The 19,120-nt window shown below is 68.6% G+C and carries 18 protein-coding genes; 16 read left to right on the top strand and 2 right to left on the bottom strand.

From position 1 onward, the window contains the following. Window positions 1–140: 140 nt before the first annotated feature. The 9 genes from BLS25_RS15995 (at window position 141) to typA (ending at window position 12,320) form a co-directional block, all read left to right on the top strand. The gene (locus BLS25_RS15995; RefSeq protein ID WP_074697005.1) at window positions 141–1,070 is read left to right on the top strand and encodes an ABC transporter permease; all 930 of its coding nucleotides are present in this window, start codon (window positions 141–143) and stop codon (window positions 1,068–1,070) included. Further along, window positions 1,060–2,007 carry an ABC transporter permease gene (locus BLS25_RS15990; protein WP_074697003.1) on the top strand — a complete coding sequence of 316 codons (948 nt, stop codon included), beginning with the start codon at window positions 1,060–1,062 and terminating at the stop codon, window positions 2,005–2,007. The genes BLS25_RS15995 and BLS25_RS15990 overlap by 11 nt, the downstream gene beginning before the upstream one ends. Continuing rightward, window positions 2,004–3,668: an ABC transporter ATP-binding protein gene (locus BLS25_RS15985; RefSeq protein ID WP_074697001.1), complete on the top strand. Its 1,665-nt coding sequence runs from the start codon at window positions 2,004–2,006 to the stop codon at window positions 3,666–3,668. The genes BLS25_RS15990 and BLS25_RS15985 overlap by 4 nt, the downstream gene beginning before the upstream one ends. Beyond that, complete coding sequence (locus BLS25_RS15980; protein WP_074696999.1) at window positions 3,665–4,255, top strand: PH domain-containing protein; 591 nt, start codon at window positions 3,665–3,667, stop codon at window positions 4,253–4,255. Before BLS25_RS15985 ends, BLS25_RS15980 begins: the two co-directional genes overlap by 4 nt. Before the next feature lie 220 nt (window positions 4,256–4,475). Further along, window positions 4,476–5,456, top strand: coding sequence for an ABC transporter permease (locus BLS25_RS15975; RefSeq protein ID WP_074696997.1), 981 nt, complete (start codon window positions 4,476–4,478; stop codon window positions 5,454–5,456). Window position 5,457: 1 nt separating this feature from the next. Continuing rightward, entirely contained in the window at window positions 5,458–6,381 is a 924-nt protein-coding gene (locus BLS25_RS15970; protein WP_056230443.1) for an ABC transporter permease, read from the top strand. Beyond that, on the top strand, window positions 6,374–8,566 hold the full coding sequence (locus BLS25_RS15965) for an ABC transporter ATP-binding protein (RefSeq protein ID WP_081349900.1): 2,193 nt from the start codon (window positions 6,374–6,376) through the stop codon (window positions 8,564–8,566). Before BLS25_RS15970 ends, BLS25_RS15965 begins: the two co-directional genes overlap by 8 nt. Before the next feature lie 4 nt (window positions 8,567–8,570). Then, entirely contained in the window at window positions 8,571–10,250 is a 1,680-nt protein-coding gene (locus BLS25_RS15960; RefSeq protein ID WP_074696995.1) for an ABC transporter family substrate-binding protein, read from the top strand. Window positions 10,251–10,406: 156 nt separating this feature from the next. Beyond that, on the top strand, window positions 10,407–12,320 hold the full coding sequence (typA, locus tag BLS25_RS15955; protein ID WP_056230447.1) for a translational GTPase TypA: 1,914 nt from the start codon (window positions 10,407–10,409) through the stop codon (window positions 12,318–12,320). A 186-nt stretch (window positions 12,321–12,506) separates the two neighbouring features. On the opposite strand, the gene BLS25_RS15950 is transcribed toward typA, so the two are convergent. After that, on the bottom strand, window positions 12,507–12,866 hold the full coding sequence (locus tag BLS25_RS15950) for a DUF2200 domain-containing protein (protein ID WP_056230449.1): 360 nt from the start codon (window positions 12,864–12,866) through the stop codon (window positions 12,507–12,509). Between the two features lie 48 nt (window positions 12,867–12,914). Then, the gene (locus BLS25_RS15945; protein ID WP_074696993.1) at window positions 12,915–13,466 is read right to left on the bottom strand and encodes a helix-turn-helix domain-containing protein; all 552 of its coding nucleotides are present in this window, start codon (window positions 13,464–13,466) and stop codon (window positions 12,915–12,917) included. A 66-nt stretch (window positions 13,467–13,532) separates the two neighbouring features. Between BLS25_RS15945 and BLS25_RS15940 the strand changes: the two genes are divergently transcribed. The 7 genes from BLS25_RS15940 to ddaH all read left to right on the top strand — a co-directional run bounded on the left by BLS25_RS15940 (window position 13,533) and on the right by ddaH (window position 19,101). Then, a complete protein-coding gene (locus BLS25_RS15940) occupies window positions 13,533–14,249 on the top strand; it encodes an AzlC family ABC transporter permease (RefSeq protein WP_074696991.1) in 717 nt (238 codons plus the stop codon). After that, the gene (locus BLS25_RS15935) at window positions 14,246–14,560 is read left to right on the top strand and encodes an AzlD domain-containing protein (protein WP_056230455.1); all 315 of its coding nucleotides are present in this window, start codon (window positions 14,246–14,248) and stop codon (window positions 14,558–14,560) included. The genes BLS25_RS15940 and BLS25_RS15935 overlap by 4 nt, the downstream gene beginning before the upstream one ends. A 56-nt stretch (window positions 14,561–14,616) precedes the next feature. Further along, window positions 14,617–15,015, top strand: a complete 399-nt coding sequence (locus BLS25_RS15930) for a histidinol dehydrogenase (protein WP_074696989.1) — start codon at window positions 14,617–14,619, stop codon at window positions 15,013–15,015. Between the two features lie 52 nt (window positions 15,016–15,067). Further along, a complete protein-coding gene (fdxA, locus tag BLS25_RS15925; protein WP_055836218.1) occupies window positions 15,068–15,388 on the top strand; it encodes a ferredoxin in 321 nt (106 codons plus the stop codon). Window positions 15,389–15,391: 3 nt separating this feature from the next. Next, a complete protein-coding gene (dapC, locus tag BLS25_RS15920; protein WP_074696987.1) occupies window positions 15,392–16,495 on the top strand; it encodes a succinyldiaminopimelate transaminase in 1,104 nt (367 codons plus the stop codon). A gap of 220 nt (window positions 16,496–16,715) precedes the next feature. Continuing rightward, window positions 16,716–18,011 (top strand): citrate synthase, encoded by a 1,296-nt coding sequence (locus BLS25_RS15915; RefSeq protein ID WP_074696985.1) that lies wholly within the window; start codon window positions 16,716–16,718, stop codon window positions 18,009–18,011. 328 nt (window positions 18,012–18,339) lie between these two features. Next, window positions 18,340–19,101: a dimethylargininase gene (ddaH, locus tag BLS25_RS15910; protein WP_056230461.1), complete on the top strand. Its 762-nt coding sequence runs from the start codon at window positions 18,340–18,342 to the stop codon at window positions 19,099–19,101. The last annotated feature ends 19 nt before the right edge of the window (window positions 19,102–19,120 follow it).

The following is a 19,120-nucleotide window of genomic DNA, read 5'->3' as shown; positions in this document are numbered from 1 at the left end:
CGGTGACGGATTCGTCACCGCCTCGCGGTCTGCCCGCCTGGCCTCATCACGACGTGTGATAAAACGGCACGGGTCCTTTTCGGCCCGCGCCCCCCACAAAACGTCTGATGAGGCGTTTCCCACGTTCGAAAAGAGAGCGGATGCTCGGCTACATCCTCAGACGTCTGCTGCAGGTGCTCCCCGTGTTCTTCGGGGCCACGCTGCTGATCTACTTCATGGTCTTCGCCATGCCGGGGGACCCGATCCTCGGCCTCTTCGGCGACAAGACCCCCGCGCCCCAGGTCGTCGAAGCCCTGCGGGCCCAGTACCACCTCGACCAGCCCTTCATCGTCCAGTACTTCCTGTACCTCGGCGGGATCTTCCAGGGTGACCTCGGAACGACCTTCTCGGGTCAGTCCGTCAACGAGGTGCTCGCCCGCACGCTCCCCGTGACGGCACGACTGGCCGTGATGGCCCTGGCCATCGAGTTCGTGCTCGCCGTCGTCGTCGGCACCATCTCGGCGATCCGCAAGGGCAAGCTGTTCGACAACGTGGCGCTCATCGTCGCGCTGCTGTTCGTCGCGCTGCCGATCTTCGTGGCGTGCTTCCTCGCGCAGTACTTCCTCGCCATCCAGTTGGGGTGGTTCCGGCCCACGGTGGGCGCCCAGAACAACTGGGGTGATCTGCTGCTGCCGGCCATCGTGCTCGGGTTCAGCCTGTTCGCGACGAGCATGCGCCTGATGCGCGGGTCGGTCATCGACACGCTCAACCAGGACTGGGTGCGCACCGCGTACTCCAAGGGCCTCTCGCGTCGCCGCGTGATCCCCGTGCACGTGCTGCGCAACTCCCTTATCCCCGTCATCACGAACTCCGCGACGAACTTCGGTGTTCTCCTCGTCGGCGCCACCGTGACCGAGGGCATCTTCAACATCCCCGGTGTCGGTAACACGCTCTACCAGGCCACCATCCGCGGTGAGGGCCCCACGGTGGTGTCGTTCGTGACCGTCTTCGTCATCATCTACGTGCTGGTCAACCTCGTCGTCGACCTCCTGTACGGCCTTCTCGACCCGAGGATCCGCTATGTCAAGTAGTCAGTTCCCGGCGCCCCACTATGTCGCGCCGATCAAGACCGAGACCATTTCGGTCGACGCCGTCCGCGTCGCCGCCCGCAAGAGCAACCTGTGGCTCGACGCGTGGCGCGACCTCCGTCGTCGCCCTACGTTCTGGATCGCCCTGGTCGTCATGGCCATCGTGATCCTGATGGCCGCGTTCCCGATGCTGTTCACGCAGGTGCCGCCGGACAACGACTGCCAGCTGTCCAACAGCAACGGCGGTCCGACGGCCGGCCACATCCTGGGCTTCACGTTCCAGGGCTGCGACACCTTCTCGCGCATCGTGTGGGGTGCCCGCACCTCGCTGTCGGTGGGCCTGCTGGCCACCGCGATCGGCACGATCATCGGCCTGATCATGGGCGCCCTGTCGGGCTTCTACGGCGGATGGCTCGACGCGGTCATCTCGCGCGTCGGCGACATCTTCTTCTCGATCCCCTACATCCTCGCGGCCATCGTCGTGATGAGTGTGTTCTCGCAGTACCGCAACGTCTTCACCCTGGCCTTCGCGATCGGCGGGTTCGCGTGGGCATCGACGGCCCGTGTCGTGCGCGCCGAGGTCCTGCGCGTGCGCCAGGCCGACTACGTCGCGGCCTCGCAGGCCCTGGGGCAGTCGCGTTTCCGCACGCTCCTGACCCACGTCATCCCGAACGCCATCGCGCCGCTCCTCGTGGTCACCACGATCAGCCTCGCCGCGGCGATCGTCGCGGAGGCGACCCTGTCGTTCCTCGGCGTCGGCCTCGGCGGCAGCACCATGTCGTGGGGTAACGACATCAGCCAGGCGCAGCAGTCGCTGCGCATCGCGCCGATGGCGCTGATCTGGCCGTCGATCGCCCTGACCGTCACGGTTCTGGCCTTCATCCTGCTGGGCGAGCTCATCCGAGACGCCATCGACCCGAGAGCGAGGGCCCGCCGATGAGCGACGCCACCATGACGCCGCTGCTGTCCGTTCGCGACCTGAAGGTCGCGTTCGAGGGAGAAGGCGGCACGCGCGAGGTCCTCCACGGAGTCAGCCTCGACGTCTACCCCGGCCAGACGGTCGCGATCGTGGGCGAGTCGGGCTCGGGCAAGTCGACGACCGCCTCGGCGGTCATCGGCCTGCTCCCCGGTACCGGTCACGTCACCGCCGGCAGCATCACGCTCGACGGGCGTGAGCTGACCGATCTCAGCCAGACGCAGTTCGAGTCGGTTCGCGGTCGCGACATCGGTTACGTCCCGCAGGACCCGATGTCGAACCTCAACCCGGTGTGGAGCATCGGCTTCCAGGTGAAGGAGGCGATCCGCGCGAACGGCATCGCCACCGGTCGCAAAGAGGTCGAGAAGCGCGCGATCGAGGTGCTGAAGCAGGCTGGTCTCGCCGACGCTGAGCGTCGCCTGCACCAGTACCCGCACCAGTTCTCGGGCGGAATGCGTCAGCGCGCGCTGATCGGAATCGGCCTCGCCGCCGACCCGAAGCTGCTGATCGCCGACGAGCCGACCTCGGCCCTCGACGTGACCGTGCAGCGCGTGATCCTCGATCACATGGCATCCCTCACCCGTGAGCGGGGGACCTCGGTGCTGCTCATCACGCACGACCTGGGTCTGGCCGCCGAGCGCGCCGACACCATCGTCGTGATGAACCAGGGCGAGATCGTCGAGTCGGGTCCCAGCCGCGAGATCCTCGAGAACCCGCAGCACCCGTACACGCAGCGACTGGTGGCGGCTGCCCCCAGCATCGCTTCGCAGCGCATCCAGGCGAAGGTCGAAGACCGCGGCATCCTGCGCGAGTCCGACATCGACGCTCCCGCGACGGTCAAGGTCACCGACCTCGTCAAGGAGTACAAGATCCGCCAGGGCGGGTTCCGCAGCGAGCAGTTCCGCGCCGTCGACGGGGTCTCGTTCGAGATCCCGCGCGGCAAGACGCTGGCGCTGGTGGGGGAGTCGGGTTCGGGCAAGTCGACGATCGCGAAGATGGTCCTCAAGCTCGAGGATCCGACCTCGGGCTCGATCGAGGTCGACGGTGTCAACACCGGCAAGCTGAGCGCGAAGGACACGTTCAACCTGCGCCGCCGGATGCAGCCCGTCTTCCAGGACCCGTACGGGTCGCTCGACCCGCTGCGCAGCATCGGCAACCTCATCGCCGAGCCGCTCAACATCCACAAGGTGGGCGACAACGCGTCGCGTCGAGCCCGTGTGGAGGAGTTGCTCGAGCAGGTCGCGCTTCCGCAGGAGCTGGCATCCCGCTATCCGAACGAGCTGTCCGGCGGACAGCGCCAGCGTGTCGCCATCGCGCGCGCGCTCGCGCTCAAGCCCGACATCCTCGTGCTCGACGAGGCTGTCTCGGCCCTCGACGTGCTGGTGCAGGCGCAGATCCTCCAGTTGCTGGCGGAGCTGCAGTCCGAGCTCGGTCTGACCTATCTGTTCATCACGCACGACCTCGCCGTCGTCCGTGTCGCCGCCGACCTGGTGTGCGTCATGGAGCGCGGCAAGCTCGTGGAGCAGGGAACGGTCGACGAGATCTTCGCGCAGCCCTCGCAGGAGTACACGCAGCGCCTGCTCGACGCCATTCCCGGCGCCTCCCTCTCGCTGGGCGGCGCGTGACGCGCGACGAGCGCTTCCGGGGCACGGAACACCCGCGGGTGTTCCGTGCCCCGTCGTCGATCTTCGGCCTGATCCTGGGTGCGGTGCTCGCGCTCGTGCTCTTGGGGGATGCCGCGCTGCGCGCCGGGGTGGGCGAGATGCTCCTGCTGGCACCCTGGGTGCTGTTGGCCCTGTGGGCGGTCTACGCGCTGCTGTTCGCGCCGCACGTGCGCATCGACGCCGAGGGCATCCGCATCCACAATCCTCTGCGCATCGCGGACATCGCGTGGGCGCGTGTGGCCGACATCGACATGCGCTGGCAGCTCGAGGTCCGCACCGACGAACCCCGCGTCGTGAAGGCCTTCGGTGGCCCCGTCGCCGGTCGTCCGGGTCGTCCGCCGATCCGTCGTGACGATGAGCGGGGGCGTCGCGAGCCTCCCGCGATCCGCGACCTGCAGCTCATCCAGGAAGCATGGGAGACGGCGCGGCCGACCGCGTCGAAGACCGGTGTCGTCCGCCGGTCGTGGGACATTCCCTCGGTCACTTCCCTGCTGGTTCTGATCTGCTGGGTTATTATCGCTTTGTTCATCTCAGGCGGTCTCGGCTGAGCGCGATGCTGCGCTCGACGGAGACCGCGGTGGCAAAGCGCCATGTAAGAGCTTTGTTACGGTCGTGAAAAGTGTGTTCCCCCGGCACACGTTTCATGGGAAGCCGACGTAGGGTCGCTGAAGATCCTTAGCCAGGCAAACGAATAGGCGGGGATCTCGAAGGCGAGAGGACCACCATGACGCACACCCCCGACGTGTTCCGGACGGGCCCGCGCACCTCATGACGCTGTACGTTCTGCGACGGTTCCTGAACTACGCCGTCCTGAGCCTGTTGGCGACGTGCCTCGCGTACGTTCTCGGCAGCGCGCTGTTGCGACCCCAGGACCGCTTCTACGGCATGAATCCCCGGCCGCCGCAGGAGTCGATCATCGCGAGCCTCGATGCCCTCGGTGCCAACCCCGACGTGCCGATCCTCGTCCGCCTGTGCAACTGGCTGGTCAATCTGTTCACGAAGTTCTCGCTCGGCACCACCATCGGCGGCCAGGACGTCATGACCGAGATCGCGACGCGCGCCGGCACGAGCCTGCGCCTGCTGCTGATCGGCTCGCTCATCGGCGCGATCGTCGGCGTGCTCATCGGCGTGTGGGGTGCGGTGCGCCAGTACCGGGCTCCCGACCAGGTGACCACGTACGCCTCGTACCTCGTCTTCGCGACCCCCACCTTCGTCATCGGCGTGCTGCTGATGATCGGCGCGACCAATCTCAACAACGCGGCCGGAACGCAGCTCATCCGCTTCACCGGCGAGTACACCGCCGGTGTCGAGGGGTTCTGGCCGATGATCGCCGATCGGGCGGTCCACCTGCTGCTGCCGACGCTGGCGCTCGTGCTCATCAGCGCCGCGTCGTACTCGCGCTACCAGCGGAGCATGATGCTCGACGTGCTCGGTGCGGACTACATCCGCACCGCCCGCGCGAAGGGACTGCCCCGCACGCAGGCGCTCTTCCGCCACGGCGTGCGCATCGCCCTGATCCCGATGTCGACGTTCTTCGCGTACAGCTTCGGCACGCTCATCGCCGGTTCCACCATGCTCGAGATCGTCTTCTCGTGGCGGGGCATGGGGCAGTTCCAGCTGAACGCCGTGACCCAGCAGGACATCAACGCCGTCGCCGGATCGACGCTCTTCGTCGCCGTGCTGGTGCTGTTGTCATCGACCCTGTCCGAGGTGCTCTACGCCGCACTCGACCCGAGAGTGAGGAGCTGACATGACCATGCAGGAAGAAGCCCTCGACGGAACGCTCGTCGCCACGAGCCCTGTCACCCGCGACCGCAAACCGCTGTCGCGCGGAGCGCTGGTGCGCTCGCGGCTGCGCAAGATGCCTCGCTTCTGGGTGGGCGCGAGCATCCTCGTCTTCATCGTGCTGTGGGCCTTCATCGGGCCGCTGCTCTACCCCTACGACTCGACCCAGCGCGACTTCCTGAACGTGGGCCTGGGACCGACTCAGTTGCACTGGTTCGGGACGAACGGCATCGGGCAGGACATCTACGCGCAGACGCTCGTGGGTCTGCAGAAGTCGCTCATCATCGGCGCTCTGGCGGGCATCGGCGCCACCCTCATCGCGGCGGCCGTCGGATCCCTCGCCGGCTACCTGGGCGGCAAGATCGACGCGGTCATCGGGTGGCTCATCCACCTTCTGCTCGTCATCCCGTCGTTCTTCATCCTGGTGCTGCTGAGTCCGCTGACCCGCGGACTGTCGTGGCTCGCCCTCACGTTCTTCCTCGCGGTGTTCAGCTGGATGATCCTCGCTCAGGTCGTCCGCAACCAGACCCGGTCCCTGCGCAACCGCGACTTCGTGCGCGCGGCGCGGTACATGGGCATGCCGACCCGGCAGATCCTCGGCCGCCACATCATCCCCAACATCGCGTCGCTGCTCATCATCGACGCGACCCTCGGCATCGTCGCGGCCATCATGGCCGAGACCTCGCTCAGCTACTTCGGTTTCGGCGTCCAGGCGCCCGACGTCTCGCTCGGCACGCTGCTGGCGTCGGGGACGTCGGCCGCGGTGACCCGCCCGTGGCTGTTCGTGTACCCCGCCGGCGTGCTGATCGTGCTGCTCCTGGCCATCAGCCTCATCGGCGACGCCCTGCGCGACGCCATCGACCCCACCTCGGGAGCGAACCGTGACTGACACCCGATCCGCCACCCTGCTGTCCTCGACCGGCCGCTCGCCGCTGCTGTCGGTCCGCGACCTCAGCGTCACCTTTCCGCAGCGCGACGGTTCTCCCGTCCGCGCCGTCCGCGGCATCTCGTACGACGTGCACGAGGGGGAGTTCCTCGGCATCGTGGGCGAGTCCGGCTCCGGCAAGAGCGTGTCGTCGCTCGCCGTGATGGGGCTGCTGCCCTCGAACGCGCAGGTCGAGGGCGACATCCTCTACGACGGTCGTTCGCTGCTCGGCATGAACGACGGGCAGCTGTCGAAGATCCGCGGCGCCGAGCTCGCGATGGTCTTCCAGGACCCCCTGTCGGCGCTGACCCCGGTCTACACCGTCGGCGACCAGATCTCCGAGGGACTGCGTCTGCACGACCGCGCCCTGAGCGCACAGGCTGCGCACGCCCGCAGCGTCGAGCTGCTCAAGCTCGTCGGCATCCCGGATGCCGAGCGTCGGGCGCGCGCGTATCCTCACGAGTTCTCGGGCGGTATGCGACAGCGCGCGATGATCGCCATGGCGATCGCCAACGACCCGCGCGTGATCATCGCCGACGAGCCGACGACCGCCCTCGACGTCACCATCCAGGCGCAGATTCTCGAGGTGCTGCAGAAGGCCCGCGAGGTGACGGGCGCCGCCGTCGTGCTCATCACGCACGACCTCGGCGTCGTCGCCGGCCACGCCGACCGCGTCGCGGTCATGTACGCGGGCAAGCTCGTCGAGCGGGGCACGGTCGACGAGATCTTCCACGACCCGCACATGCCGTACACCGTGGGGCTGCTGCGCTCGGTGCCGAACATGCAGACCGCGGGCTCGCACCGACTGGTCCCGCTCGAGGGGCGCCCGCCGTCCCTCGCCTCGCTGCCCAAGGGATGCCCCTTCGCCGCGCGCTGCCCGATCGCGATCGACGCGTGTCACGACATCGAGCCCGTGCTCGAGGTGCACGGAGCGGTGCCCGACCACGTCGCGGCGTGCATCCGCTCGGGCGAGATCGCCTCCGGTGCCCTCGCGCGGCCCGATATCTTCCCGCGGCCCGAGGCTCTCGGCGAGATCCCGCCGCTCCGCCCCGACGCGACCCCCGCGGTCGAGGTCACCGATCTCGTGAAGCACTTCCCGCTGATGAAGGGCGCGGTCTTCCCGCGCCGCGTCGGCACGGTGCGCGCGGTCGACGGGATCTCGTTCTCGATCCAGCCCGGTCGCACGATGGGACTGGTGGGGGAGTCCGGCTGCGGCAAGACGACGACGATCCTCGAGATCATGGAGATGGTCGCCCCGCAGAGCGGCAGCATCCGCATCAACGGCACCGACGTGGCCACGGTGAGCCGTAAGGACAAGGCCGTGCTGCGCAAAGGCATCCAGATCGTGTTCCAGGACCCGATGGGCGCGATCGACCCGCGCCTGCCGGTGGGCGAGGTGATCACCGAGCCCCTGCTGGTCCAGGGCGTGCCGCGTGCGGAGCGCGACCGCAAGATGCGCGAGCTGCTCGGTCTCGTCGGGCTGGACCCGAACATGTCGGACCGGTACCCGCACGAGTTCTCGGGCGGTCAGCGTCAGCGCATCGGCATCGCCCGCGCCCTGGCGACCGACCCCGCCGTCGTCGTCCTCGACGAGCCGGTGTCGGCCCTCGACGTGTCGATCCAGGCCGGCGTCATCAACCTGCTCGAAGACCTCAAGGAACGACTCGGCCTCTCGTTCCTCTTCGTGGCGCACGACCTCGCCGTGGTCCGCCAGATCGCCGACGACGTGTCGGTCATGTACCTCGGCCGCATCGTCGAGCAGGGTCCCGTCGACGAGGTGTTCGACGACCCGCGGCATCCCTACACGAAGGCCCTCATCTCGGCCGCGCCCATTCCCGACCCGCGCATCGAGCGGGCGCGAACGCGCATCCTGCTCGACGGCGACCTCCCGAGCCCGACGCAGGAGATCTCGGGATGCCGTTTCCGCACGCGATGCCCGCTCTACCGCCTGCTGCCCGACGCCGATCGGCGCCGGTGCGACAACGACGACCCGGGCTTGCGCTCCCAGGCGCACTCCCAGGTGGCGTGCCACTACGCCGAACGGTCCGACCTCGTCCTCGAGACGGTGTCGGCCGGCTCCCCCCGAACGTCCCCGACCGACGGCACCATGTCGCCGGGGGCCCTCCCCGATCACCAACGAGAGGATTGATCACATGAGAATGCGTAAAGCGAAGGCCCTCAGCGCTCTCGCGCTGCTGAGCGCCGCCGCCCTGGCGATCGCCGGGTGCGCGCCGGGCAACACCGCCGCTCCGTCGGCGAACCCCGAGGATCAGAACTCGCTGCCGTCGACCGCGTGGGTGCGCGCCGATGCCGCAGACGTCAAGGACGGCGGCACGCTGACTCTCGCGGTCGACTCCATGCCCGTGAACTGGAACAACTTCCAGATCGACGGCAACGAGGCCAACACGAACAACATCGTCGCCGCGATGCAGGGTGGGCCCATCCGCATCGGCGAGGACGGCAAGCCGATCGTCGACCAGAACTACGCCTCTTCCGTCGAGCTGACCAGCAGCGACCCCCAGAAGGTCGAGATCAAGCTCAACCCGGATGCCAAGTGGGAAGACGGCACGCCCATCACGGTGGCCGACTACCAGGCGACCTGGAAGGCCAACAACGGCAGCAACCCCGCGTACGTGGTCATCTCGACCACCGGGTGGGACCAGATCTCGTCCGTCGAGCAGGGCACCGACCAGTTCGACGTCGTCATCACCTTCTCGTCGGTCTTCGCCGACTGGCAGAGCCTCTTCGGCCAGGTCCTGCCCGCGAGCGTCGCCAACGACCCGAACACCTTCAACACCGGCTATCTCACGAAGGCGCTTCCGTCATCGGGACCCTTCAAGCTCGCGAACTTCGACTCGACGGCCGGTGTGGCGACGCTCGAGCCGAACCCCAACTGGTGGGGCGCCAAGCCCAAGCTCGACTCGGTCGTCTTCCGCGCCGTGAGCCAGGCCCAGCAGGGCACCTCGTTCAGCAACGGTGAGATCGACGCGCTGAACATCAGCTCCAACGCCGACCTCTACCAGACGGCCCAGAACGTCCCGGGTGCCGAGATCCAGGCGTCGAACGGTCTGACCTGGACGCACATCACGATGCGCGCCTCGAGCGGACCCCTCGCCGACGTCAACGTCCGCAAGGCGATCGCATCCATCGTCAACCGCAGCCAGATCGCCACCAACGCGAACTCGCCGGTCGGCGTCCCCGCCATCACGCAGGGCAGCTACATCTTCATGCCCGGCCAGGACGGCTACACCGACGACTCGCTTCCGTACGACGTCGACGCGGGCACCAAGTACCTCGAGGCCGCCGGCTACACCAAGGACGGCGACTCGTGGACGAAGGACGGCACCGCGCTGTCGTTCAAGGTGACGGTCCCGGCCGACACGACGACGAACATCCAGCGCGCCGAGCAGATCCAGGCGGACCTCGCCGAGGTCGGCATCCCGGTCGAGCTCGTCTCGGTTCCCGTCGGCAGCTACTTCTCGGACTACATCATCAAGGGTGACTTCGAGATGGTGACGTTCTCGTGGCAGGGCACCGCCTACCCGATCTCGTCGAGCCGTTCGCTGTTCACGCCGGTCGACTCGGCGCAGAACTACACCGGCATCGCCGACCCGCGCCTGGACGCCCTGTGGGAGAAGGCCAACTCCGAGCTCGACCCCGCCGCGCGTCAGCAGACCGCGCAGGAGATCAACAAGGTGCTCTGGGAGTCCGTGCCGATCATCCCGATCGCGCCGCTGCCGAACGTCTACGCCGTCAAGCAGGGCCTCGTGAACTGGGGAGCCACCCAGTTCGAGACCATCGACTGGACGATCGTGGGCTTCGCGAACTCCTGATCCACTGATGGAAAGGGGCGGGATCCTGCGGGATTCCGCCCCTTTTTCGTGCGTTCCCGTTACCTGTGCGTCTCCTGCCCGGGAGTGTCGTAGGCGCCCGGTAGACTAGGGACGCCCGATTCCGGGCATCACCCCGAATTTTCCTGGAGACCCTCCATGGCGCACGCCCTTCGTCCTGACCTCCGTAACGTCGCGATCGTCGCGCACGTCGACCACGGCAAGACGACCCTCGTCGACGCCATGCTCCGCCAGACCGGCTCGTTCGGCGACCACGCGCACGTCGAAGAGCGCGCGATGGACTCGAACGACCTCGAGCGCGAAAAGGGCATCACGATCCTCGCCAAGAACACGGCGATCACCTACAACGGCGTGCACAGCGACGTTCCGGTGACGATCAACGTGATCGACACCCCCGGCCACGCCGACTTCGGTGGCGAGGTCGAGCGCGGCCTGTCGATGGTCGACGGCGTCGTGCTGCTCGTCGACGCGTCCGAGGGCCCGCTGCCCCAGACGCGCTTCGTGCTGCGCAAGGCCCTCGAGGCCAAGCTCCCCGTCATCCTGCTGGTCAACAAGACCGACCGCCCCGACGCGCGCATCGCCGAGGTCGAAGAAGAGGCGCACGACCTGCTGCTGGGCCTCGCGTCCGACCTGGTCGACGACGTGCCCGACCTCGACGTCGACGCCCTGCTCGACGTGCCGGTCGTCTACGCCTCGGGCCGCGCGGGTGCCGCGTCGCTCAACCGCCCCGACAACGGCTCGCTGCCCGACAACGAAGACCTCGAGCCGCTCTTCGGCGCGATCCTCGAGCACGTTCCAGCTCCCGCCTACGACGACGAGGCGCCTCTGCAGGCCTGGGTCACCAACCTCGACTCCTCGCCGTTCCTCGGTCGCCTCGCTCTGCTGCGCGTGTTCAACGGCACGCTGAAGAAGGGCCAGACCGTGGCCTGGGTGCGCGCCGACGGCACCACCAGCAACGCTCGCGTGACCGAGCTGCTGAAGACCCGCGCCCTCGAGCGCTACCCGGCCGAAGACGCCGGCCCCGGTGACATCGTCGCCATCGCCGGTTTCCCCGACATCACCATCGGCGAGACCATCGCCGACCCCGAGGACGTGCGCCCGCTCAAGGCGATCACCGTCGACGACCCGGCCATCTCGATGACCATCGGCACCAACACCTCGCCCCTCATGGGCAAGGTCAAGGGCCACAAGCTCACCGCCCGCATGGTGAAGGACCGCCTCGACCGCGAGCTCATCGGTAACGTCTCGCTCAAAGTCGTCGACATCGGACGCCCCGACGCGTGGGAGGTCCAGGGCCGCGGCGAGCTCGCGCTGGCCATCCTCGTCGAGAACATGCGTCGCGAGGGCTTCGAGCTCACCGTCGGCAAGCCCCAGGTGGTCACCAAGCGCGGCGAAGACGGCAAGCTCAAGGAGCCCTTCGAGCACCTCACCATCGACGCCCCCGAAGAGCACCTCGGTGCGATCACGCAGCTCATGGCCGCCCGCAAGGGCCGCATGGACAACATGACGAACCACGGCACCGGCTGGGTGCGCATGGAGTTCGTCGTGCCCTCGCGCGGCCTCATCGGCTTCCGCAGCGAGTTCCTCACCATCACGCGCGGCACCGGCATCGCGAACGCGATCTCGCACGGCTACGACGACTGGGCCGGCTCGATCACGACCCGCCAGAACGGCTCGATCGTCGCCGACCGCATGGGTGTCGTCACCCCGTTCGCCATGATCGCCCTGCAGGAGCGCATGAGCTTCTTCGTGCAGCCCACCGAAGAGGTCTACGAGGGCATGGTCATCGGCGAGAACTCGCGCGCCGACGACATGGATGTCAACATCACCAAGGAGAAGAAGCTCACGAACATGCGTTCGTCGACCTCCGACTCCTTCGAGTCGATGACGCCCCCGCGCATCCTCACGCTCGAGGAGTCGCTGGAGTTCGCCCGCGACGACGAATGCGTCGAGGTCACGCCCGAGAAGGTGCGCATCCGCAAGGTCGAGCTCGACGCGACCGCGCGCGGTCGCTCCGCTTCGCGCTTGAAGCGCCAGGACGCCAACGCGTAAGCGTTCCCGTCTCGAACGGCCCCGCCCAGCCTCGTGCTCGGCGGGGCCGTTCGCTTTGCGGGGTCTGCGGGTGGGTGGCATCCGGATGCCGTGGCGTGCCTGACGGCGGGGGGTTTTCGGCGACGCGGCTGGGGTAGGCGGCGCGTCGGGGGATTCGTCCGCGGGTGTGCGGGGACCGGCGGGAGTTCAGCTGTCTCCGGACGCCCCCGCGCGCATCACCTTCGCGAGCGCTTTGCCTTTCGCCAGTTCGTCGACGACCTTGTCGAGCAGTCGGATGCGGTACATCAGCGGGTCTTCGATCTGCTCGACCCGCACGCCGCAGACCACTCCGGTGATCTCGGCGGCCTGCGGGGTGAGCCGCGCCTCGTCGAAGAACTCGCGGAACGTGGTCGACCCCTGCGCGTGGCGGGCGAGGGCCGCCTCGTCGAACCCGGTCAGCCAGCGGATCACCGTGTCGAGCTCGTCGGTGGTGCGCCCTTTGCGTTCGACCTTCGCGACGTACAGCGGATACACCGACGAGAAGGTCATGTCGAAGACGCGGGACATGCCAGCACGATATCCCCGCGTCCGGACCCTGTCGACGCGGTCGTCGGGTCAGCGGGACTCGACGACGCAGACGGCGCTCATACCCGCCGTGAGCGCTTCGAAGACGTGGGGCGCGTCACCGGCGTACGAAAGGTAGTCGCCGGGTGCGAGCTCGAAGGGGGCGTCGGCCGGGCCGACGAGACCGCGACCCGAGACCATCACGAGGTGCTCGATCGTTCCCCGGGGATGCGGGTCGGATCGGCGGGGGGAACCCGGTTCGGCCGAGAGCAGGTAGATGTCGCGGCGAGCGTGCGGGGGGCTCGCCGAGAGCAGGACGGCGATGTAGTCGGATGCCGATGAGGCCACGGCCGCACCGGCTTCGCCGGCCCGGATGAGGGTGGGGGAGTGCGCGCCCTCGTCGACGAAGTCGGCGAACGTGATCTCGAGCGCCGAGGCCAGCGCCCACAGGGTCTCGACGCTGGGATTGCCGCCCCCGTTCTCGAGCTGCGAGACGGTGGCCTTGGCGACTCCGGCCCGCCGGGCGAGTTCCGAGACGCTGAGGTCACGTCTTTCTCGCTCGCGGCGCAGGCTCGCGGCGATTCGGGCGCTCAGATCGCTCATCTGTTCATTATGACCGTCGATCGTTCGACTTGACGAACGACGTCTTGAGCGTTCACGATGATGTCCATGCGTTCGCTTCACCGAACATCCGAGGGTGTCGCCGCTCGACAGGGCCTCGCCGTCGCCCTCGCCACGAGTGCCTACGGCATCTCTTTCGGGGCCCTGTCCGTGGCATCCGGTCTGGACATCTGGCAGACCTGCGTGCTGAGCCTGCTGATGTTCACCGGCGGATCGCAGTTCGCGTTCGTCGGCGTCATCGCCGCGGGGGGAGTGGCCGCCGCACCCGCGGCGATCGCGTCGTCGGCCCTGCTCGGCGTCCGCAACGCCGCGTACGCGATGCGCATGGCGCCCGTCGTGGCGGGCGGACCCTGGCGCAAGGCGTCGGCCACGCACTTCACGATCGACGAATCGGTGGCGGTCGGCCTGGCGCAGACCGAGCCGCGCGCTCGTCAGGTGGGCTTCTGGGTCACGGGTGTGGCGATCTGGGTCGGCTGGAACCTCTCGACTCTCCTGGGGGCGCTCCTCGGCGACGTCCTCGGCGACCCCCGTGTCTACGGTCTCGATGCGGCGGCGGCCGCCGCGTTCCTCGCTCTGCTGTGGCCGCGTCTTCGCGGACGTCAGCCCCTGGCAGTGGCCGCGGGAGCGGCGATCGTCGCGGCGCTGCTCACACCGTGGCTCATGCCGGGGATCCCGGTGATTGCGGCGGCGGGAGTCGCGATCGCGGTGGGACTGTTCGATCCCCGGCCCGCGAAGCCGGCGGCAACCGAGGAGCGGATGCCATGACCCTGTGGACCGCGGTGCTCACGGCATCCGTCATCTGCGTCGCCCTCAAGGCGACGGGCTACCTGCTTCCCGCTCACTGGCTCGACAAGCCGCGCCCCGCGCGGATCGCGGACCTTCTCACCGTCGCCCTGCTCTCGGCGCTCGTGATGGTGCAGACGCTCGGCGCGGGGTCGGCGGTGGTCGTGGACGCGCGACTCCCGGCGGTCGGCGTCGCGGCCCTGCTCCTCTGGGCGCGCGCCCCGTTCCTCGTCGTGGTCGCCGCGGCGGCCCTCACCGCGGCGCTGCTGCGGCTCTGGGGGTGGGCGGCGTGAGGGGTGAGCGCTATCGGCCGCGGCCGTCGCATAGCCGTCGCGCCTAGACTCGACCGGTGACTTCCACGATTCTCCGCGTCGTCGGCTGGGTGGTGGCCCTGCTCGTGGGGGCCTTCTACGGAGCAGCCGGCACCGTCGGCCAGGCCTTCCTCGTCGGCCCCGTGCCGGTGGGCTTGATCCTCGCGACGATTGGCAGTGCGGCCCTGCTCATCGCCCTGCGCACACTCACGGGCGATCGCGTCAACGCCCTCGCCGGAGGGCTGGGGATCACCGCCGCCACCTACCTGTTCTCTCAGGTGGGGCCGGGCGGCTCCGCGATCGTCGCGGCCCCCACCGCGGGGACCGAGTGGATCCCGCTCGTGTGGACGGTCGTCGGACCCGCGCTCATGGTGCTGGTCGCGCTGTGGCCCGACTTCAGCAAGATGCAGGCGCCGGCGCGCCCGGCCGAATCCTAAGCCCGCGGCCCGGCGGCGGGGTCGGTCGCTCCGGCGCGATTAGACTGATGCGGTGACTTACGTGATCGCCCTCCCGTGCGTCGATGTGAAAGACCGCGCCTGCATCGATGAGTGCCCTGTCGACTGCATCTACGAGGGTGAACGATCGCTCTACATCCACCCCGACGAGTGCGTCGACTGCGGTGCGTGCGAGCCGGTCTGCCCCGTCGAGGCCATCTACTACGAGGACGACCTCCCCGAGGAGTGGTCCGACTACTACAAGGCCAACGTCGAGTTCTTCGACGACATCGGCTCGCCCGGTGGTGCGGCCAAGGTCGGCGTGATCGCCAAGGACCACCCCGTCATCACCGCATTGCCCCCGCAGGCGCACTGACCCGTGGGCGTCGCCGACCTCGCCGACTACCCGTGGGACGCGGTCGCCCCGTACGCGGAGCGCGCCCGACGCCACCCCGACGGCATCGTCGACCTGTCCATCGGCTCGCCCGTCGACCCGACGCCCGCCGTCGTCGCCGAAGCTCTGGCTGACGCAACCGACGCGCACGCTTACCCGCAGACGGCGGGGACCCCGGCGCTGCGCGAGGCGATCGCCGAGTGGTACCACCGCCGGCGCGGCGTCCCCGGCCTGGCCGCGGCGAACGTTCTGCCGACCGTCGGCTCCAAAGAGCTGGTCGCCCTGCTGCCGTTGCTGTTGGGGCTCGGCCCGGGCGATGCGGTGGTTCACCCGCGCGCCGCCTACCCGACCTACGAGGTCGGAGCGCGTCTCGTGGGCGCCGAGGCCGTGGCATCCGACGATCCGTCCTCGTGGCCCGCGAACGCGCGCGTGATCTGGATCAACTCACCCGGCAATCCCGACGGGCGCGTCCTCTCGACGGACGAGCTTCGGGATGCCGTGGCCCGGGCGCGTGAAATCGGTGCCGTCCTCGCGTCGGACGAGTGCTACGCCGAACTGGGCTGGGACGCCCCGTGGGATGAGCAGCCCGTACCGAGCGTGCTCGACCCGGGCGTCGTCGGCGACGACCTCTCCGGCGTGCTGTCGGTGTACTCCTTGAGCAAGCAGTCGAACCTCGCCGGGTACCGCGCGGCGTTCCTCGCCGGTGACCCCGCCCTCGTGTCGCGGTTGCTCACCGGTCGCAAGCACCTGGGCCTCATGCCGCCCGCGCCGGTGCAGCGCGCGATGACCGTCGCCCTCGGAGACGACGAGCACGTCGCCGCGCAGCGCGAGCGCTACGCCCGCCGCCGCGCGGTCCTCAAGCCCGCGGTCGAGGCCGCCGGCTTCACCATCGACCGCAGCGAGGGCGGCCTGTACCTCTGGGCGACCGAGGGACGCGACGCGTGGGAGAGCGTCGACCGCCTCGCCGATCTCGGCATCCTGGTGGGACCGGGGCACTTCTACGGCACCCACTTTCCGAACCACGTGCGCTTCTCGCTCACCGCGACCGACGAGCGCATCGCCGCCGCCGCGGAGCGTCTGCGCGCCTGACCAGGAGGTTCCCTCCATTCGATGGGGGCAACCTTTAGCGGTGTCATCTGTACGCCGGAGTGCCTACTAGGCTGTAAAGGCAGGTCGTTCGGGGTCATCCTCCGTGCGCCCCGCCGACCCGGATGCCATTCCCGTGGCATCCAGAGGGCGAGAAGATCGCGGGGTGCCGCAACCCCCCGCGTTCGACCACACGGGCGACCAGAAATCGCAAGGAGGCGCGGTGAGCGACGCGGGCACGCAGCAGGACAAGGCCACTCTCACGGTAGGGGGCACCACCGCCGAATTCCCGGTCCTGCGAGGCACCGACGGCGTTCCGAGCATCGACATCGCGTCGCTGACGAAGCAGACCGGTCACACCACGCTCGATTACGGTTTCGTCAACACGGCGTCGACGAAGTCCGACATCACTTACATCGACGGCGATCAGGGCATCCTCCGCTATCGCGGGTACCCCATCGAGCAGCTGGCGAAGAACAGCACCTACCTCGAGGTCGCGTGGCTGCTCATCTACGGCGAGCTGCCCTCGGCATCCGAGCTCGCGTCGTTCGACGAGCGGATCCGCCGTCACACGCTGCTGCACGAAGACCTCAAGAGCCTCTTCTCGGCGCTACCGCCTACCGCGCACCCCATGTCGGTGCTCTCAGCGGCGACCGCGGCCCTCTCGACCTACTACGAGGCCGAGTCCGACCCGCACAACCCCGAGCACGTCGAGCTCAACACGGTCCGCATGCTCGCGAAGCTCCCCGTGATCGCCGCCTACGCGCACAAGAAGAGCATCGGACAGGCGTTCCTGTACCCCGACAACTCCCTGGGCTTCGTCGACAACTTCCTCAAGCTCAACTTCGGTGTGCACAGCGAGCCCTTCGAGGCCAACCCGGTCATGACGAAGGCCCTCGACCTGCTGCTGATGCTGCACGAGGACCACGAGCAGAACGCCTCGACCTCGACCGTGCGCCTGGTCGGTTCGACCGGAGCGAATCAGTTCGCGTCGATCTCGGCCGGCATCCAGGCGCTCTCCGGCCCCCTGCACGGTGGCGCGAACGAAGCCGTCCTGCAGATGCTCGCACGCATCCGCGACTCGGGCGAGAGCGTCGAGCGCTTCGTCGAGCGGGTGAAGAACAAGGAGCAGGGCGTCAAGCTCATGGGCTTCGGTCACCGCGTCTACAAGAACTACGACCCGCGCGCGAAGCTCGTCAAAGAGTCGGCCGACGAGGTGCTCACCGCACTCGGCGTCAGCGACCCGCTGCTCGACCTCGCCAAGGAGCTCGAGCAGATCGCCCTCGAGGACGACTACTTCAAGGAGCGTCGCCTCTACCCGAACGTCGACTTCTACACCGGCGTGATCTACAAGGCGATGGGCTTCCCCACGCGCATGTTCACGGTGCTGTTCGCGATCGGCCGTCTGCCCGGCTGGCTCGCCCAGTGGCGCGAGGCGATCAGCGACCCCCAGACGAAGATCGGCCGCCCGCAGCAGCTCTACACGGGTGCCGCCGAGCGCAACTACCCCGGCATCTGATCCGGCCTGGAGCGCCCCGTCCCTCTCGCGAGGGGCGGGGCGTTTCGCTGTGTGCGGCGGTGTGTGTCGTTGGTTCTCCCCATGTCCCACTTCGTGCTGTCTGGGGCGCCGCCAGGGAGCCGATTGTGGGACATGGTCTGCATATATGGGGACATGGTCGGCGAGGGTGGTTCGCCCTGCAGCCATGTCCCACTTTGTGCTGTCTGGGGCGCCGCCAGGGAGCCGATTGTGGGACATGGTCTGCGCAGATGGGGACATGGGTGCGCCGGAGAGACCGGATGCCAGGCGGTTCCGCCGACGCCGATGACGCAACCAGTAGGGTCGGGGCATGTCGCGCCTGCTCGTTCGCCGTCCGTCGCCCCGCCTCGCCGAGGGCGAGCTCACCCACCTCGACCGCGTGCCGGTCGATGCCGAGCTGGCGCTGACGCAGTGGCAGGCGTACGTCGATGCCTTCCGCACCCGTGGGTGGGAGATCGTCGAGATCGACCCGGCCGATGACCAGCCCGACGGGGTGTTCGTCGAGGATGCGGTCGTCGTCTTCGGCGACCTCGCCGTGCTCTGCCGGGCCGGCGCCGTCTCGCGCCGCGGCGAGGCGGAGAGCGTGCGCGCGGGGGTCACGGCATCCGGAATCGATCTTGCCGAGATCGTGGAACCCGGAACCCTCGACGGGGGCGACGTGCTCAAGGTCGGACGGACCGTCTACGTGGGCGCGTCGTCGCGGACGAACGCCGAGGGCATCGCCCAGCTGCGGGCTCTGCTCGAGCCGCGTGGGTGGGAGGTGCGCGAGATCCCGGTCACGAAGGTGCTGCACCTGAAGTCGGGGGTGACGGCGCTACCCGACGGAACGGTCGTGGGGTTCGAGCCGCTGGTCGACGATCCGTCGATGTTCCCGGTGTTCGCGGGAGTCCCCGAAGAGCACGGCACGGCCGTGGTCGTCCTCGACGACGACACGGTGCTGATGTCGGCGGACGCTCCGGCGACGGCGGAGGAGCACCGGTTCCGCGGCCTCGAGGTCGTGACCGTCGACGTGAGCGAGTTCGAGAAGCTCGAGGGCTGCGTGACCTGCCTGTCGGTGCGGGTGCGCGACTGACGCGACCGGCGCGGAGGCG

This window comes from Microbacterium testaceum StLB037 (genome assembly GCF_900104345.1).
Classification (GTDB): domain Bacteria; phylum Actinomycetota; class Actinomycetes; order Actinomycetales; family Microbacteriaceae; genus Microbacterium; species Microbacterium testaceum_A.
The sequence above is the reverse complement of the archived record's forward strand: the minus strand, read 5'-3'. Positions and strand labels throughout refer to the sequence as shown.

Coding starts and splice junctions, on each gene's coding strand:
- ddaH (WP_056230461.1), top strand. CDS start 18,340: ATGTCGCGCCTGCTCGTTCGCCGTCCGTCGCCCCGCCTCGCCGAGGGC.
- BLS25_RS15995 (WP_074697005.1), top strand. CDS start 141: ATGCTCGGCTACATCCTCAGACGTCTGCTGCAGGTGCTCCCCGTGTTC.
- BLS25_RS15960 (WP_074696995.1), top strand. CDS start 8,571: ATGAGAATGCGTAAAGCGAAGGCCCTCAGCGCTCTCGCGCTGCTGAGC.
- BLS25_RS15950 (WP_056230449.1), bottom strand. CDS start 12,866: ATGTCCCGCGTCTTCGACATGACCTTCTCGTCGGTGTATCCGCTGTAC.
- typA (WP_056230447.1), top strand. CDS start 10,407: ATGGCGCACGCCCTTCGTCCTGACCTCCGTAACGTCGCGATCGTCGCG.
- BLS25_RS15940 (WP_074696991.1), top strand. CDS start 13,533: ATGCGTTCGCTTCACCGAACATCCGAGGGTGTCGCCGCTCGACAGGGC.
- BLS25_RS15975 (WP_074696997.1), top strand. CDS start 4,476: ATGACGCTGTACGTTCTGCGACGGTTCCTGAACTACGCCGTCCTGAGC.
- BLS25_RS15945 (WP_074696993.1), bottom strand. CDS start 13,466: ATGAGCGATCTGAGCGCCCGAATCGCCGCGAGCCTGCGCCGCGAGCGA.
- BLS25_RS15935 (WP_056230455.1), top strand. CDS start 14,246: ATGACCCTGTGGACCGCGGTGCTCACGGCATCCGTCATCTGCGTCGCC.
- BLS25_RS15985 (WP_074697001.1), top strand. CDS start 2,004: ATGAGCGACGCCACCATGACGCCGCTGCTGTCCGTTCGCGACCTGAAG.
- BLS25_RS15990 (WP_074697003.1), top strand. CDS start 1,060: ATGTCAAGTAGTCAGTTCCCGGCGCCCCACTATGTCGCGCCGATCAAG.
- BLS25_RS15970 (WP_056230443.1), top strand. CDS start 5,458: ATGACCATGCAGGAAGAAGCCCTCGACGGAACGCTCGTCGCCACGAGC.